The 15,677-nt window shown below is 46.5% G+C and carries 14 protein-coding genes; 4 read left to right on the plus strand and 10 right to left on the minus strand.

Features of this window, described 5'->3' with window-relative positions; all coding sequences use genetic code 11:
* Positions 1 to 241 (minus strand): helix-turn-helix domain-containing protein (locus BM058_RS11225; protein ID WP_245736962.1); only part of this gene is annotated, 241 nt, incomplete at its 3' end.
* Positions 242 to 1,215: 974 nt separating this feature from the next.
* Positions 1,216 to 2,934 carry an acetate--CoA ligase gene (gene acsA / locus BM058_RS11230; protein ID WP_090927142.1) on the minus strand — a complete coding sequence of 573 codons (1,719 nt, stop codon included), beginning with the start codon at positions 2,932 to 2,934 and terminating at the stop codon, positions 1,216 to 1,218.
* Positions 2,935 to 3,204: 270 nt separating this feature from the next.
* On the opposite strand from acsA, the gene BM058_RS11235 reads away from it, so the two are divergent.
* The 3 genes from BM058_RS11235 to BM058_RS11245 all read left to right on the plus strand — a co-directional run bounded on the left by BM058_RS11235 (position 3,205) and on the right by BM058_RS11245 (position 5,755).
* Positions 3,205 to 3,837 (plus strand): GNAT family N-acetyltransferase, encoded by a 633-nt coding sequence (locus tag BM058_RS11235; protein ID WP_090927143.1) that lies wholly within the window; start codon positions 3,205 to 3,207, stop codon positions 3,835 to 3,837.
* Between the two features lie 98 nt (positions 3,838 to 3,935).
* Entirely contained in the window at positions 3,936 to 4,583 is a 648-nt protein-coding gene (locus BM058_RS11240; protein ID WP_090927144.1) for an acetoin utilization AcuB family protein, read from the plus strand.
* The gene (locus BM058_RS11245) at positions 4,580 to 5,755 is read left to right on the plus strand and encodes an acetoin utilization protein AcuC (RefSeq protein WP_090927145.1); all 1,176 of its coding nucleotides are present in this window, start codon (positions 4,580 to 4,582) and stop codon (positions 5,753 to 5,755) included. Before BM058_RS11240 ends, BM058_RS11245 begins: the two co-directional genes overlap by 4 nt.
* A gap of 126 nt (positions 5,756 to 5,881) precedes the next feature.
* On the opposite strand, the gene motS is transcribed toward BM058_RS11245, so the two are convergent.
* From motS to BM058_RS11265, 4 genes are all read right to left on the minus strand, one after another.
* The gene (gene motS / locus BM058_RS11250) at positions 5,882 to 6,658 is read right to left on the minus strand and encodes a flagellar motor protein MotS (RefSeq protein ID WP_090927146.1); all 777 of its coding nucleotides are present in this window, start codon (positions 6,656 to 6,658) and stop codon (positions 5,882 to 5,884) included.
* Positions 6,648 to 7,457 carry a flagellar motor protein MotP gene (motP, locus tag BM058_RS11255; protein WP_090927147.1) on the minus strand — a complete coding sequence of 270 codons (810 nt, stop codon included), beginning with the start codon at positions 7,455 to 7,457 and terminating at the stop codon, positions 6,648 to 6,650. The genes motS and motP overlap by 11 nt, the downstream gene beginning before the upstream one ends.
* Before the next feature lie 62 nt (positions 7,458 to 7,519).
* Complete coding sequence (ccpA, locus tag BM058_RS11260; protein ID WP_090927148.1) at positions 7,520 to 8,521, minus strand: catabolite control protein A; 1,002 nt, start codon at positions 8,519 to 8,521, stop codon at positions 7,520 to 7,522.
* Positions 8,522 to 8,774: 253 nt separating this feature from the next.
* The gene (locus tag BM058_RS11265) at positions 8,775 to 9,848 is read right to left on the minus strand and encodes a bifunctional 3-deoxy-7-phosphoheptulonate synthase/chorismate mutase (RefSeq protein WP_090927149.1); all 1,074 of its coding nucleotides are present in this window, start codon (positions 9,846 to 9,848) and stop codon (positions 8,775 to 8,777) included.
* A 207-nt stretch (positions 9,849 to 10,055) separates the two neighbouring features.
* Between BM058_RS11265 and BM058_RS11270 the strand changes: the two genes are divergently transcribed.
* Complete coding sequence (locus BM058_RS11270; protein ID WP_090927150.1) at positions 10,056 to 12,233, plus strand: cell division protein FtsA; 2,178 nt, start codon at positions 10,056 to 10,058, stop codon at positions 12,231 to 12,233.
* Positions 12,234 to 12,260: 27 nt separating this feature from the next.
* Here BM058_RS11270 and BM058_RS11275 read toward each other — a convergent pair whose 3' ends face one another.
* The 4 genes from BM058_RS11275 to BM058_RS11290 form a co-directional block, all read right to left on the minus strand.
* Positions 12,261 to 12,695: a YtxH domain-containing protein gene (locus BM058_RS11275; RefSeq protein ID WP_090927151.1), complete on the minus strand. Its 435-nt coding sequence runs from the start codon at positions 12,693 to 12,695 to the stop codon at positions 12,261 to 12,263.
* A 6-nt stretch (positions 12,696 to 12,701) separates the two neighbouring features.
* Positions 12,702 to 13,157, minus strand: a complete 456-nt coding sequence (locus BM058_RS11280; RefSeq protein ID WP_090927152.1) for a DUF948 domain-containing protein — start codon at positions 13,155 to 13,157, stop codon at positions 12,702 to 12,704.
* A 243-nt stretch (positions 13,158 to 13,400) separates the two neighbouring features.
* Positions 13,401 to 14,699, minus strand: coding sequence for a UDP-N-acetylmuramate--L-alanine ligase (gene murC / locus BM058_RS11285; RefSeq protein WP_090927153.1), 1,299 nt, complete (start codon positions 14,697 to 14,699; stop codon positions 13,401 to 13,403).
* Positions 14,700 to 15,011: 312 nt separating this feature from the next.
* Positions 15,012 to 15,677 (minus strand): hypothetical protein, encoded by a 666-nt coding sequence (locus BM058_RS11290; protein WP_090927154.1) that lies wholly within the window; start codon positions 15,675 to 15,677, stop codon positions 15,012 to 15,014.

Here is a 15,677-nt window from a genome sequence, read left to right on the forward strand (position 1 = left end):
TCGATGTTACTTTTCGTTTAGAACGTGATCCTGTTTGATACGTTGGTTTTTCTGTCAGGGATTCAATCAGTGCTTGAACATCAATCTCCTTCCCACCTTCGATGAGGAGGTGGCGTTTGTGGTCGTAATCATTAACATATTTTCGGACAGTGTCTCGATTAATACCAACATCCCGGGCAATTTGGCGACAAGACTTTCCATCGTGAACATACTGGATGAGAGCGTGATACTTTTGGTTCATTGTAATCAAATCTCCTGCCTCCCACTTGTACGAAGTTACAAGCGAGATTATCAATATAGTGGCTGAATTTTCAATGAACATGGTGGCTGATTTTTAAGTTAACAAATACAGACGTTTAAGGATGCACCGGACACTCTAAAGTGCCTCTGGCGACGTCCCCAACGACGTTTACGGGTGCGCGGAACCCCCTAAAGTGCCTTGGGGACCATTCATCCTTTCTTTCACGCAGCGACGCAGGCTTTTTACTGCGTCGGCCCGTTCATTTTCCCGCTGCATGCAGCCTTCATTCGTTCCTAATGACGTTTACCGGGGCACGAAACCCTCTAGAGTGCTTTCGGAATTCTTCCTAGTGACGTTTAGGGGGGCACCGGGGGCTCTAAAGTGCCTCCGGCGTCATGCCGAACGACGTTTATGGGGACTCTGTTCCCCCTAAAGTGCCTTCGGGACTATTTCTCACCCTTTTCCTGCAACGGCAGGCGCTCATTGCTGCGTCGCCCGTTCATTTTCCCGCTGCACGCAGCCTTCATTCGTTCCTAGTGACGTTTACGGGGGCACGAGACCTTCTAAAGTGCCTTATGAATCATTCATAATGACGTTTAAGGGGGAACCGGACACTCTAAAGTGCCTCTGGAGATATCCCCAGCGACGTTTACGGGTGCGCCGACCCCCTAAAGTGCCTTAGAACCCATTTCCAACGAACGTCCGTCCCCCCCAACCTGAACGCAAGAAGCAGCTGATCCGGCATCACCGCGGCCGCAAGCCGTGTTCAGGCATAGAAGACACGATGAGCGCCAGCGAATCGATGCCGCCCTTGTACTCCGGAGTAAAAGCAAAGCATGTTGGCGCAGCGGTATGTCTCAGCAACAAAGAATGCCGATCGATTTTAAAATCGATCGGCATTCTTTGCTTCTTTTGAAGGTTTTGTCCCAATCTCTAACCGATGGTATCAGCTGTTTTTGGGTCTCTGATTTAATTTAATCATCCATCGTAGATAAATCGCCTGTCGGAAGATTAAGCTCCCAAGCTTTAAGGACACGGCGCATGATTTTGCCGCTGCGTGTCTTCGGCAGTTTATCACGGAATTCCAGCTCACGCGGCGCGGCATGGGCGGAGAGTTCTTTTTTAACAAACTGCTGAATCTCTTCTTTTAGCTCATCAGATGATTTTTCGCCATCAAGCAGTGCTACAAAAGCTTTGATAATTTCTCCGCGGACCGGATCCGGCTTCCCAATAACACCCGCTTCTGCTACAGATGGGTGTTCGAGCAGTTTGCTTTCCACTTCAAACGGGCCGACTCTTTCTCCCGCTGTCAAAATGACGTCATCCACTCTGCCCTGGAACCAGAAATACCCGTCTTCATCCATATAGGCGGAATCACCGGATACATACCAGTCGTTCAATTCAAAGTAGCTGTTATATTTCTCCGGGCGGTTCCATATCGATCTCATCATGGAAGGCCAGCCTTTTGCAATCGCTAAGTTCCCCATCCGGTTCGGAGGAAGTTCGTTACCTTGATCATCCACAATCGCCGCTTTTATACCGGGAAGCGGCCGTCCCATCGATCCTGCTTTAATCGTCATGGACGGAAGGTTGGTGACCATAATGGCGCCGGTCTCGGTCATCCACCACGTATCGTGTATACGCAGGTTAAAGACTTTTTCTCCCCACATAACCACTTCCGGATTTAACGGTTCGCCGACACTCAGAATGTGACGCAGACTGGAAAGGTCATAATTTTTGACGATTTCATCACCCGCGCTCATCAGCATCCGGAAAGCCGTCGGTGCGCTGTACCAAACCGTGACGTTGTAACGTTCAAGCGTTTCATACCACTCTTCCGGACTGAAACGCCCGCCACGAACAACGTTGGTCGTTCCGGTGAGCCACGGGGCAAAAATTCCGTAGGATGTGCCGGTTACCCAGCCGGGATCTGCTGTACACCAGTACACGTCTCCCTCCTGCAGGTCCAGAACCCATTTTGCTGTCTGGTAATGCTGAATCATCGCGTTATGAACGTGCAGAACACCTTTAGGCTTGCCGGTGGAACCTGAAGTATAATGGAGAATCAGACCGTCTTCCCGGTCAACCCACTCTACATCAAATGCACCAGACGCATTTTCAAGGCGTGTCTTGAAGTTGTAATAAGGACCTTCCTCTTTTACGTCATCCCCCTGGATGAATACCGTATCAAGATTCGGAAGATCATCCACAGGAACGCGCTCAAAAAGACGTGGTGTCGTAACAATGCATTTCGCTTCACTGTCTTCAAGACGGTCCCGGACCGCTCCTTCCATAAATGCTTCAAAAAGCGGACCAACAATAGCTCCGATTTTAATGGCTCCAAAAACGGCAAAATACAATTCCGGAGAACGGGGCATAAAAATAAATACTCTGTCCCCTTTTTGTATTCCGGCGTCCCGCAGCACATTGGCGGCTTTGTTTGTCCAGTGTTTCATCTCTTCGAAGGTGTATTGTTCATCTCTTCTTGCATCGCTGTAATACAGAGCTGTCTGATTTTTCTTTTCAGAGGAATCTGCAAAGCGGTCAATGGCTTCATGAGCAAGATTTACTTTCCCGGTTTCATACCAGCTGAATTCTTTTTCAACCTCACTCCAGTCAAATGTTTCGACGGTTTTATCATAATCTTTCAGGTTATAGTTACCGTCAACAGCTGGAAGCGTTTGCACTTTCATTTAAATCTTCCCCTCTCTTTTTATGTATTTGTGTTCTAAAACACATTATAATATATTGAAACTGTTCCTTCAATTTTTATTACACACCATCCCCTTCCCACTATGCATCTGGATTCTGTTTGTGTTATTCCACTTCGTGATGTATTTAAACTTCTAAATTTGCACACACCAGCTTTTAATTTTGAGTATTCAAATTCTTTGTGCCTTCATCACCTTTCATCATGTATAATGGGTGGTAACAATGAATGTCTTTATAAAGGTGGTACTCGGATGACCCATAAGAAGACGTATTTTTCTCAGGAACTGGAAGTGGACGGGCGTACGCTCCTTATGGAAGGGCCCCTTTCCGGCACCAGTATTCATAATTATGATTTCCATGAAGGGCTTACGTCTTTTCGAAAACCTGAAGAACAGAAGAAAGCATTAATAGGAATCGCCGACCTTCCTGAAGGACGTATTAACGCCGTGATAGACGAAGACACGATTATCGGCTATGTTACATTTGTGTACCCTGATCCGCTGGAACGGTGGGCGGAAGCAGAAATGGATAATCTTTTGGAATTGGGGGCCATTGAAATCGCTGAAGAATACCGGGGAGCAAAAATAGGAACCCGGCTTCTGGAGTTTTCGATGCTCGATGACGCCATGGAAGATTATATTATTATTTCAACGGAATATTACTGGCACTGGGATTTAAAAAACAGCGGCCTTTCCATCTGGGATTACCGAAAAGTAATGGAGCGGATGATGAATGCCGGAGGATTAAAATGGATGGCAACGGATGATCCGGAAATATCCACCCACCCTGCCAATTGTCTGATGGTCCGAATTGGAAGCAGAGTAGGATATGATGATATGGAAACATTCGACAACACCCGTTTTACTAACCGGTTCATGTTCTAGTCTGGATGGTCTCCTATTATTTGATCTCCGGTGAAACCCACGGTCCGGACATCGTTTTTCCATACTGTGACTATTTAAGAAGATGAGGTGACTTGGCCATGCTGGTCGAAGAAATAATGAACACGGAGTCGTTGTACCTCCATCCCGGTGATTCCATCGAGAAAGCCCTGGCATATATTGATCAACATAAAATCAGACATATTCCTGTCGTGGATGAACATCACATTCTCAGCGGCATTGTGTCGGACCGGGATATCAGGGATGCTTTACCTTCGATCTTTCATACACGCTCCCAGGAGGAACATCTGAAAAAACCGGTCTCCCGGATTATGAGCTTTCCGGTCATAACAGCGAATCCCCTTGATGTGGTGGAGGAGACAGCTGTTGTTTTATACAAAAACAATATCAGTGCCCTCCCTGTTACCGGGGTTCATGATAAACTTCTTGGTATTTTAACGGAATCAGCTGTTCTTCATACGCTTGTCGAGTTAACCGGAGCCCACCAGCCATCCTCCCGTATTGAAGTCAAAGCCTTTGACCAGCCCGGTGAACTGGCGGCGCTCACATCCATTTTCCACCGGATGCAGATAAATCTCATCAGTGTTCTCGTGTATCCGGGAAAGGATAAGACTTCAAAATATCTGGCGTTCCGTGTGCAGACAATGGACCCCCGCGAGGTTATTAATGAATTGAAAGAGGCCGGTTATGAAGTGAGCTGGCCGCGGATACCGGGGATGAATGAATGATGCAGGAAGCAGCCTTCGTTTATTCAGAAAAGCAGCTCGCCTACAAATTCAGTGAGGATCACCCTTTCAATCATCTGCGCCTTGCCCTCACCTACGACCTCCTGCGTCATCTCGGGGCGTTGGACGACAAAAGTGTGATCGAACCGAGAACGGCTTCGGATGAAGAAATAGCGCTCGTTCACGACTCCTCCTATATCGAAGCAGTGAAAGCGGGGGGACGTGGAACATTAAGCAGAGGAATCGCCAATAATTACGGACTGGATACCGAAGACACACCCGTATTTAAAGATATGCACGAAGCAGCAGCTCTGTTGGTCGGAGGGACTTTAACAGCAGTCGATCTTGTCATGGAAGGAAAAGCCGGCCATGCTCTGAACCTTGGAGGAGGTCTTCATCACGGCTTCCGCGGCAAAGCGTCCGGCTTTTGCATCTACAATGACAGTGCCATTGCAATCGAATACATGAAAAAACATTACGGCGCACGTGTGCTCTATGTAGATACAGACGCCCATCACGGCGATGGTGTTCAATTTACTTTTTATGACGATCCGGATGTCTGTACTCTTTCGGTCCATGAAACCGGACGTTACCTTTTCCCGGGCACTGGTGATGTTTATGAAAAAGGAAGTGGAGAAGGATACGGACTTGCTGTCAACGTACCAATTGATGCGTTTACAGAGGATGCTTCTTTTCTCGAGAACTATGAAAAAGCACTGGAAGAAACCGCTGCTTTTTTCAAACCGGATGTTATTGTGACACAAAACGGCGCAGATGCCCATTACTATGACCCTCTCACCCATCTGTCGATAACGATGGAAGCCTACCGGGAAATCCCCCGGGCGGCTCACCGCGTTGCTCACAAGTACTGCGGCGGGAAGTGGATAGGTGTCGGGGGCGGCGGTTATGATATTTGGCGGGTTGTACCCAGGGCGTGGGCCATGATCTGGCTTGAAATGACAAATCAGACGGATCTGCTCCAAATGCCGCTGCCCGGGGCATGGATCAATATGTGGGAGTCCGGTTCCCCTGTGCCCCTGCCACATACGTGGAGCGATCCAAAAAACATGTACCCCTATATTCCGAGGCGCGCCGAGATCACAGAAAAAAACAGCAAAATTCTTGATAAGGCGTTATACCACATTCGGAATGAACAGAACAATAAGCCATCATAATTCCGGAAACACCGCTTATTCTACCTTCTGACAATAAAACATCCGAACGTTATCCGCATTCCATGTAGAATGAAAGATCATCGTTCGGATGTTTTATCTGACCTGATTTATATAGTTACCATCCTGCTATGCTCCGCCGGCGGATTGTTCCAGCTCTTCTTCAAATTCCGGATCTGAAATCACAACCACGACCCGCCGGTTTTCACGTAGGTTCTCTGTTGAATCATTAGGTACAATCGGCCGGGTAGCGCCGTAGCCGACAGCCAGAAATTGATCGAGAGGGAGCGGATGATTATCAGTTAAATAACGGATAACACTGCTCGCTCTGGCTGATGACAGTTCCCAGTTTGAAGGATAACGGAACGTGGAAATCGGGCGTTCATCTGTATGACCTTCCACTTTCACGAGGTTCGGAAGCGACTGCAGCAGTGTGCCGACTTTATTTAAAAACGGTTCGGCATCTGTCAGGATCTCAGCTTCTCCTGATTCAAACAAAAGCTGCTCCTGGAGAACGAGAACCACCCCGCGGTCATCTCTTGTAGCTGAGATCTGATCGTTCAGATTATGTTCTTGAAGGTATTCCCTTACTTCCTGCAGCAGTCTGTCCAGTTCCCTGTCCTCTTCTGTCCGCTCTGATGATTCATCAGCCGCTGTCTCGTTTTCATTTTCCTCTTCACTTTCGGAATTACTTTGATTCGGTTCTTCCATCTCCACCATAGACGGGAAGTTTTCAAGAATAGCCCTGTTTTGAAAGGACTCGGAAATAGCTTCAAATTTTTTCGCATCAACCACAGACATGGAAAACAGCATAACAAAAAAGACGAGAACAAGCAGAATTATATCAGAAAACGTAGTCATCCATCTCGGCGAACCCTTTTCAGGTTCTTTGCTTCTACGCTTCATTTACCATTTCCTCCTGTTCCTCCAATTCATTCTCTTTGCCGTTTTCTTTTACAAACGCGCTTAATTTTTCTTCCAGAATTTTTGGATTCTGACCCGACTGAACACCAATTACTCCTTCAATGATAATCTGTTTGGTGAAAACCTCATCTTCGGTTTTCTGCTCGAGTTTTGCTGCCATCGGCAGAAATATCATATTGGCAAGAATCGTACCGTAAAGAGTGGTAATCAGAGCAAGTGCCATATTCGGGCCAAGTGTGGCTGGATCCTCCAGATCCTGAAGCATGAGTACCAGGCCGATTAATGTACCTACCATTCCCCAGGCAGGGGCGTATTCCCCGGCTTTTTCAAAGAGACGCCGTCCTTTTTTATGACGTTCCTCCATCGCGGTAGCTTCGGCCATCATAATATCCTTGATAATGTCTGGTTCAATACCGTCGACCGCGAGAAGAACCCCCTTTTTAATAAAAGGATCCTCGACCTCATCCAGTCCCGCTTCCAGAGCAAGAAGGCCTTCTCTCCGGGCTTTGGTGGAAAGATCCGAAAATGTATCAATGAGTTCTTTTAGATTATTTTCTTTATGTTGGAACGCTTCTTTTGTCACGGAAGGAATGAGTTTTAAATCCTGAGATGAAAAACCGATCAGCAGGGCGGCAATCACTCCGCCCAGCACAATCGATAATGATGCCACCTGAATAAAAAACACAACAGAGCTCAGACCCGCATTTGTATAAACTGCAAACAGCAGTGTAGTAACCCCTACTACTATTCCTATAGGCGTCATTAAATCCATTTTTTTCATAAAACAATCCCTGACTCCCTGTAAATATTTTCAGCGGCTGCGATGCGGGCACAGATCAGCAGTTAAAACGATGTGGATTCCCGATTTTCCAGGAGATGCGGAAGAACAACGACTTCATCCTCCACATCTTCCTTGTTCATATACTTGGTCAGTAAACGCATCGAAACAGCGCCGATATCATACATTGGCTGTACTACCGTCGTAAGCGTCGGTCTTACCATCTGAGCAAGGCGTGTGTTGTCAAAACCGACAACCTGTACATCTTCCGGAACATTCCAGCCATTGTCCTGCAGACCGTGAATTACTCCAAGAGCAACTTCATCCGTTGCGGCAAAAATTGCCGAAGGTGCCTTGTCCAGTTCCATTAACTGCTGTGCTGCCTCAAGTCCCGAATCATATGAATAATCACCGACAGCCACCAGATTTTCGTCAAATCCGTTTCCAATTTCTTCACATGCCTTTTTATACCCGCTGAATTTCTGAAAACCGTTAACAGGGTCTTCAAGCGGTCCGCTGACCATAGCGACATTTTCCGACCCTGACCGTATCAATTCTGCTACCGCATCAAACGCAGCCTGCTTATAATCTATATTGACCGACGGCATTTCTCTGTTCTCATCCAGTGTCGCCGCTAATACGACCGGTACGGAAGAACGTTTGAAGGTTTCGGCATGATCTTCTGTAATTTCGCCTCCCATGAACAGAATACCGTCCACTTGTTTTTCAAGCATTGTATTGATTAAGTGAAGCTCTTTTTCTTTGTTTTGATCGGAATTGCACAAAATAATATTATACTTGTACATCGTCGCGATATCTTCGATCCCCCGTGCCAGTTCAGCAAAAAATATGCTGGAGATATCGGGAATGATGACACCGACGGTTGTTGTTTTTTTGCTGGCCAGACCCCTCGCCACAGCGTTGGGGCGGTATCCGAGTCCTTCAATGGCGTCCAGCACTTTTTTCCGGGTGGCCGGCTTTACGTTTGGATTACCGTTTACCACGCGGGAAACTGTCGCCATCGAAACTCCTGCCTCTCGTGCCACATCGTAAATTGTTGTATTCAATGGAAAGCCTCCTCTAGTTTCCTTTCATTTTTTTTCATACGTACTGTAATCATATTATAACTGAAGGAGGTTCCGCAATTCCTCTCCCTGGTTATATCGGTCAAACCGTCGAAAATTACACCTTAATATACAAATTTGCCATATTTACTGTCTGACATCTGAAAAATGAAGACATCCGCCTTCTCCTTTGATTACGGTTACGCATTTTAATAAAAAAAGGCGCCCTCCTTTTTCCGGAGGGCGCTGAAGCCATTTACTTATAAAGACCTGCATCACGAAGGTTCTGAACAAACGAATGGAACTGATTAATATCCATCTGCTGCGCAGAGTCGGACAAGGCCACAGCAGGATCCGGGTGTACTTCAGCCATAACGCCATCTGCCCCTATGGCAAGCGCTGCTTTCGCCGTAGGTTCAAGAAGATCACGGCGGCCTGTCGAATGCGTCACATCAACTAATACCGGCAGATGGGTTTCTTTTTTCAAAATCGGTACCGCCGAAATATCCAATGTATTTCTTGTCGCTTTTTCATACGTACGGATGCCGCGTTCACACAGTATCAGGTTGTTGTTACCGTTGGCGAGTACGTATTCAGCGGCTTTCATGAATTCATCGATGGTAGCGGAAAGTCCGCGCTTCAACAGAACAGGTGTCTGATGGGAACCGGCTTCTTTCAGAAGATCGAAGTTCTGCATGTTCCGCGCGCCGATTTGAATAACGTCCACATAATCAGCGGCCATTTCCACGTCTTGAGGATTCATAATTTCACTGATAACACTCATATCCAGTTCATTAGCAACGCGCCGGAGAATCTCCAGTCCTTCTTTCCCCAGACCCTGGAAATCGTACGGGGAGGAGCGAGGCTTGAACGCGCCCCCTCTAAGGAGATTAAGTCCCTGTTCTTTCATGGCGGAGGCAACTTCATACACCTGTTCATAGCTTTCCACAGAACATGGTCCCATGACCAGACGCTGCTGACCGTCTCCCACCTTTTCACCTTTGAGGTCTACAATGGTGTCTTCCGGTTTTTTCTTTCTTGATACGAGCAGTGCTTTGCGGTTGTCATCTTCCTGCAGTTCCAAACTTGCCTGAAAAATCTGCTTAAAGAGATGCTGCATCGTGCTCGTTTCAAACGGCCCTTCATTATTTTCTGTAATCATGTCGAGCATTTTACGTTCGCGTACAGGATCAAACCGGTTCTGTCCCGCACGGCTTTTCACCTTGCCGATCTCCTGCACGAGACCTGCCCGTTTATTAATAAGCTCAAGCAATTGAAGGTTCACATCATCCAGCTGTTCTCTGAGCGCTTCCAGTTCTTCGTTACTCATCTCTTCCCCACTCCTTACGTGATTTCCCTTTTCTCTTGATATGTGTTACATTTTTTATGATTAAGACCCATTATATAAGAAGTTGACTGAAATGTCAGCCCCTTTTCCTTTGTTAATTGAACGCTTTTAAGTGTTAAAGTATTTTTCCCTTTAAAACCAACTTTTTTTATTAGCTGTATTATCATTTTTTTTGAGGTGTTTGAGACGATGACACATAACGGAGAGATTATGTATGCACTGGATATCGGCACCCGCTCTGTTACAGGATTAATTCTGAAACAGCTGAATGGAACATTTGAACTGGTGGATGTCGAATCCAGGGAGCACAAAGAACGATCGATGATGGATGGACAAATTCATAATGTTGCTGCTGTCAGTGACGTCATCCGCGAAACAAAAACAGCACTGGAAGAAAGGCACGGACCTCTGCACAAAGTATGTGCGGCAGCGGCCGGCAGATCTTTAAAAACCCAGCGTGCTTCCATGGAACTTGATATCTCAGGGCAGCCTTGTGTATTCGAGGGAGATATCCCTCCCCTCGAACTCGGAGCGGTGCAAAAAGCCCAGCACCAGCTTGCCTTTGAAACCGAACGTGATTCGGACAAAAGTCTCCAGTACCATTGTGTCGGGTATTCTGTCGTTGCCTATTATGTAGATGGACAGGAAATAGGAAGTCTTTTGGATCAATCAGGTGAAAAAGCGTCTGTCGATGTGATTGCAACCTTTCTTCCAAAAGTTGTCGTAGAATCTCTTATAAGCGCACTGCAGCGGGCAGACCTTGAATTGGAAGCATTGACACTGGAACCGATTGCTGCCATTAATGTGTTAATTCCACCATCCATGCGCCGTCTGAATGTTGCTCTGGTTGATATTGGCGCAGGAACGTCGGATATTGCCATTACAGACCTTGGGACGGTCACCGCCTACGGCATGGTGCCTGTAGCCGGCGACGAAGTAACCGAAGCGCTGAGCGACGAATTTCTGCTCGATTTTCCGGACGCGGAAAGAGTGAAACGGGATCTTACGGCCGGTAATCGTATTCTTGTAACAGATATCCTCGGCATGGAAACAGAGTACCAGGCTGAAGATGTAATAGCCCCCATCCGGCCGTCTGTCGAACAGCTTGCCGCAGAAATCAGTTCTGAGATTCTGACGCTCAATACAAAGCCGCCTAAGGCGGTTATGCTGGTGGGAGGGGGCAGTATGACTCCCGAAATTACAAAGCATCTAAGTGAAGCACTCCATCTGCCTGAAAGCAGGGTGGCACCAAGGGATATTGAAGCCATTAAAAATCTGTCTTACGAAGGGATACAGCCGGGACCTGAACTGGTTACACCGGTCGGTATCGCTATTGCAGCCAAAGAACATCCGGTTGAATACATTCCGGTCTATGTAAACGGCCGGTCTATCCGTCTGTTTGATGTAAAAACCTTAACAATCGGCGATGCTGTACTCGCCTCCGGCCTGTCGATCAGGACACTATACGGCAAGCCCGGTGAAGCTGCAGTTATTACCTTGAATGAACGAGTCATATCCATTCCTGGAACGCGCGGGGAAGCACCAGTTATCATGCAGAATGGCCGGCCTGCTTCCATCAAAGATTCCATTACTCAGGGAGATGAACTTATTCTGGAAAAAGGAGAAGATGGAAATCCAGCCTCTGCAGAATTTAAAGACATTGTTGATGAACCTCCAGAGATGAAACTTGTCATTAATAACCACGAATACCTGGTTCCACCGATATACATCCAAAATGGGAGGCAGGTGTCTTCGGAAGCAGCGCTGAAAGACCGGGACAATTTAGTCTTTAGACTTCCTGAAAGTCTGGAGGAAGTATGGAACGTCATGAAGTGGAAAATGCCTTCCTCCTCAGCACAAACTGTGTACTACGTGGATAATAAGGAGGCTTCCCTTCCCGAAACGTTGTATCCATTCCGCCGCAACGACCGTCCTGCTTCTTTGCAGGAGCCGGTACGCACAGGCGACATTATCGCATCCGGGCATGAACAGCAGGAAGTCACGGTCCGGCATCTCCTTGAACATCAGGGAGTACAGACCACAGCACAGCAGCGGGTATTTTTTAATAACCAAACAGTAGATATGGAAAAAACAATCGTTGAAGTGCAGATAAACGGGGAAAAAGCAGGACTGGACGACCCATTATCATCCGGAGATCATGTAACGACGGAGAAAACAATGTCTTCCTTTGATTTTATCGTACAAGACATCTTCTCCTACGTTACAGTAGATTTGCAGTATAATACCGGGAAAACGTGGAACCTTACAAAAAACAAAGAACCGGTCTCGTTTACAGAATCACTTCACGGCGGGGACCAAATTGAACTGGAACTGTTTGATAAAGATGAAAAACGCTTTGCCGACTAACCGGCAAAGCGTTTTTCATCTTTATTCTTACGTCTGATCTTTTTCTTCGGTGGAGGCGTGGAGATCGCGTACATCTTCTTTCACGCTGTCAACATTCTCCTGCTCCGCTTCCAAATCTTCCGACAGCTCTTCGGCAAGTTCATCTGCCGTTTTTTCCTCGTTACCTTCGCTTCCGGAAGAAGCAGTTTCTTTCACTTTACCATAAAGCTGGGAAGACTGCTCAGAGACGCTTTTTGCGATTTCCGATGACTTCTCCCTGGCATAATCCGCCCACTTCGAACCTTTTTCATAAGCATCGTTTGTCAGTTCATTTGTTTTTTCCTTGGCAGAATAAGCTCCTTCAGACAACTCACCGCGCAGCTCTCTTCCCGACTTTGGAGCCATCAGCAGTGCAGAGCAGGCGCCGACAATACCACCAATTAACGTACCAATAACAAAATCCTTCGTGTTCATATCCGACATGTTACATCATCCTCCTGTCGTATAAGTATTTTCATTTTGATTCACTTCTTTTTTGCGCTTGCGGTCCTGCCATTTTGCATACAAATCAATGGCAGCATTCCCCCACTGCACAGCCTGTGCAACCTGTTCAGACTGCTCTCTGGAGTGGCGGCTGATGGAATCCGACATATCTTTGAAAGAATAGTTCACGTTCTCCAGAGAATCTCCCACATCTTTCAGAGACGTAAATAAACCGTTCAATGATTCAGTTTTATGTTGGACATCATCTGCTATAACATTCGTTTTCTGAATCAGTTGTTCGGATTCACTGGTGATGCCTTCCACCTGTTTTTCCATGCGTTCCATCGTGGTGGATACTTTCTCCATCGTCTGTGTGGCAGCTTTTAAAGTTTTAATAAGGTAAATAACTAATACTGCGATGGCTATTGCGACTATCAGCGCACTTATGTACACTAGTTCCATTGAACGTTTACACCTCCCTTCGTGTAAGTGTACCACGAATCACACCACATGAAACATGAAATCTGATTCTTCGATTAAATCTTTGTTTCCATATACTCTCTTCGACATATGTTCTAAAATTCCTTGTCAGGGAAAAATATTATTTTATGTTCATCATAAAAAAGCTGTGCCAACGAGGTGCCAAAACACTGATAATACGAAATAAGCAATGGAGCTGTCTCAAAAATACAGCTCCATTAATAATTATACAAGTTGTTTTTCATAGGCTGCCTGGAATTTTTGAATATCACCGGCACCCATGAATAGTAGAATTCCGTTTTCGTGTACCCCCAGTGAATCAACTTCATCCTCCGTAATTACACGGGCTCCCGGTATCTGATTCTGTAGATCTTCAATCGATAAAGCTCCGTCTTCTTCACGGGCCGAACCGAAAATATCACAAAGGTACACTTGGTCGGCCTGCCTCAGGCTTTTTGCAAAAGCATCGAGAAAAGCTCTTGTTCTCGAAAAAGTATGAGGCTGAAACACGGCTATAATGTCCCGGTTCGGATATTTCTGGCGGGCAGCTTCTATGGTTGCGTTGATTTCGGTCGGATGATGAGCGTAATCATCAATTAATGTCTGGCTTCCTGCTTCTTTTTCCGTGAACCGGCGTTTCACACCTGGAAAGGAAGCAAGCTGCTCTTTTATTACTTCTGCCGGTACTTCTTCATAATGGCAGAGAGCAATGACACCCAGAGCATTCAATACATTATGCCTCCCGTATCCGGGTATAGTGAATGTTCCCAACCGATCTCCACGGATTTTCACGTCAAATGTTGTTCCCAGTTCGTCGGTCTGAATGTTCTCCGCATTGAAATCATATTTTCCTTCTATTCCGTAGTATACAATCGGTACCGGAACATTCAAAGTCTGAAGGTATTCATCATCTCCGCATGCTACAATGCCTTTCTTTACGTTACGGGCCATTTCCTCAAATGCCCGGATCACATCATCGACATCTTCAAAATAGTCAGGGTGGTCAAAATCAATATTGGTCATCACCGCATAATCCGGTTCATAATGGAGAAAGTGGCGTCTGTATTCACATGCCTCAAATACAAAATAGCTGCTTTCTTCTTCTCCTTTTCCTGAGCCGTCCCCTATTAGATATGATGTCGGTTTATAAGCTCCGATCACATGAGCAAGCAGCCCTGTTGTAGATGTTTTACCGTGGGATCCAGTTACTGCAATGGATGTGAACTGCTGTAGAAACCCTCCCAAAAAAGAGGGATATCGGTGTATCTCCATGCTTCGGTCCTGTGCTTCCTTAATTTCAGGATTGCTTTCTCCGTAGGCCGGTGAAGCAATCACATGCTGATCGTCTGAGATGTTTTCCTTCTGGAACGGGAAAATGGGGATGCCTTTTCGTTCCAAAGGAAGCTGGGTGAAAAACTGCTTATCTACATCAGAACCCTGGACATTATATTTCATATCGTGAAGAATTTGCGCCAGGGCGCTCATTCCTGAACCTTTAATTCCTATAAAATGATAGGTTGTCATAGTTGTGGCCCTCCATCTTATCCTGTTGCCCGGTCCACCTTCGGAACCGGAGCGAAAATACACGGGCTTTTTTTCCTTTTACCTTGCAAAACACCTACATCATTATATCAGAAACAAATCTAAGCTCCAATACAAAGTGAAACTTCCATTCATCATGCTCTTCGATGGAAGAAGTGGATCAAAGGCTAAAAACGCCACATCCTGTGGCAACGCCTTTGTGACTCCCATCGTGTGAGCCCGGACCAGCCGGGCTGCCGGAAGCGGGGCAGAGTGTAACTCTTATCCCATGCAGACAGTACACTCCCCGTAGAGTTATGAAAGGGATGTATCTGCGTACAGAAGCCAGGAGGCTCCATTATCCTTCATAAATCGAAGCCTCCGCTTTTCTTCTTCCTTTTTCTCGTAACGCTTCTTCCATTCTCTTAATTCAGCGTCCTCCTCCGGTATAACAAGCGGAACAACAGGGCTGAACACCCGATTTTCGAAACCGCAGTACACCGGACGGGCGAGGACATTGGCAGTCTTCTCAGGAAGCGGGAATTTCCCGGTTAGAGAAGACAATCTTTTCTCTTCTTTTTCCCACAAAGGAACAACAGTCACTGATCCGCTCTGCAGACTCACCACTCTGAATGGTTCCAGCGCAGCAGTCAATACAAGACCGCTCAGCTGTATTTGGGACGGTGTCAGAACATCAGCCTTTTCTTTCACAAATAAATCAAAGAGCCTGCTTCCGATAATCGTGACATAATCAAATGCAAACCAGTCCTCAAAATACTGCCGCCACGGTTCTTCTTCCAGGCCTGAAACATCACACCCGGCCTGTTCGGCAAACATATGCTTTGCACGTACTTTTTCACGCAGGTTCGTGTTATGTTTCAGCCAGTTTTCATAAGCATCCAGCAGTTCCATGAGATCAAGATCCGCCTGTTTCTGCTTCTCTCTACGGTGTTCCTCAAAATCCGGAACATTGGATATCAT

The organism is Salibacterium qingdaonense, from assembly GCF_900114715.1.
Lineage (GTDB): Bacteria > Bacillota > Bacilli > Bacillales > Marinococcaceae > Salibacterium > Salibacterium qingdaonense.

Bases quoted from the DNA above. Each gene is read 5' to 3' on its own strand.
- acsA (WP_090927142.1), bottom strand. From the start codon at position 2,934: ATGAAAGTGCAAACGCTTCCAGCTGTTGACGGTAACTATAACCTGAAA.
- BM058_RS11235 (WP_090927143.1), top strand. From the start codon at position 3,205: ATGACCCATAAGAAGACGTATTTTTCTCAGGAACTGGAAGTGGACGGG.
- BM058_RS11240 (WP_090927144.1), top strand. From the start codon at position 3,936: ATGCTGGTCGAAGAAATAATGAACACGGAGTCGTTGTACCTCCATCCC.
- BM058_RS11245 (WP_090927145.1), top strand. From the start codon at position 4,580: ATGATGCAGGAAGCAGCCTTCGTTTATTCAGAAAAGCAGCTCGCCTAC.
- motS (WP_090927146.1), bottom strand. From the start codon at position 6,658: ATGAAGCGTAGAAGCAAAGAACCTGAAAAGGGTTCGCCGAGATGGATG.
- motP (WP_090927147.1), bottom strand. From the start codon at position 7,457: ATGAAAAAAATGGATTTAATGACGCCTATAGGAATAGTAGTAGGGGTT.
- BM058_RS11265 (WP_090927149.1), bottom strand. From the start codon at position 9,848: ATGAGTAACGAAGAACTGGAAGCGCTCAGAGAACAGCTGGATGATGTG.
- BM058_RS11270 (WP_090927150.1), top strand. From the start codon at position 10,056: ATGACACATAACGGAGAGATTATGTATGCACTGGATATCGGCACCCGC.
- BM058_RS11275 (WP_090927151.1), bottom strand. From the start codon at position 12,695: ATGTCGGATATGAACACGAAGGATTTTGTTATTGGTACGTTAATTGGT.
- BM058_RS11280 (WP_090927152.1), bottom strand. From the start codon at position 13,157: ATGGAACTAGTGTACATAAGTGCGCTGATAGTCGCAATAGCCATCGCA.
- murC (WP_090927153.1), bottom strand. From the start codon at position 14,699: ATGACAACCTATCATTTTATAGGAATTAAAGGTTCAGGAATGAGCGCC.
- BM058_RS11290 (WP_090927154.1), bottom strand. From the start codon at position 15,677: ATGATATCCAATGTTCCGGATTTTGAGGAACACCGTAGAGAGAAGCAG.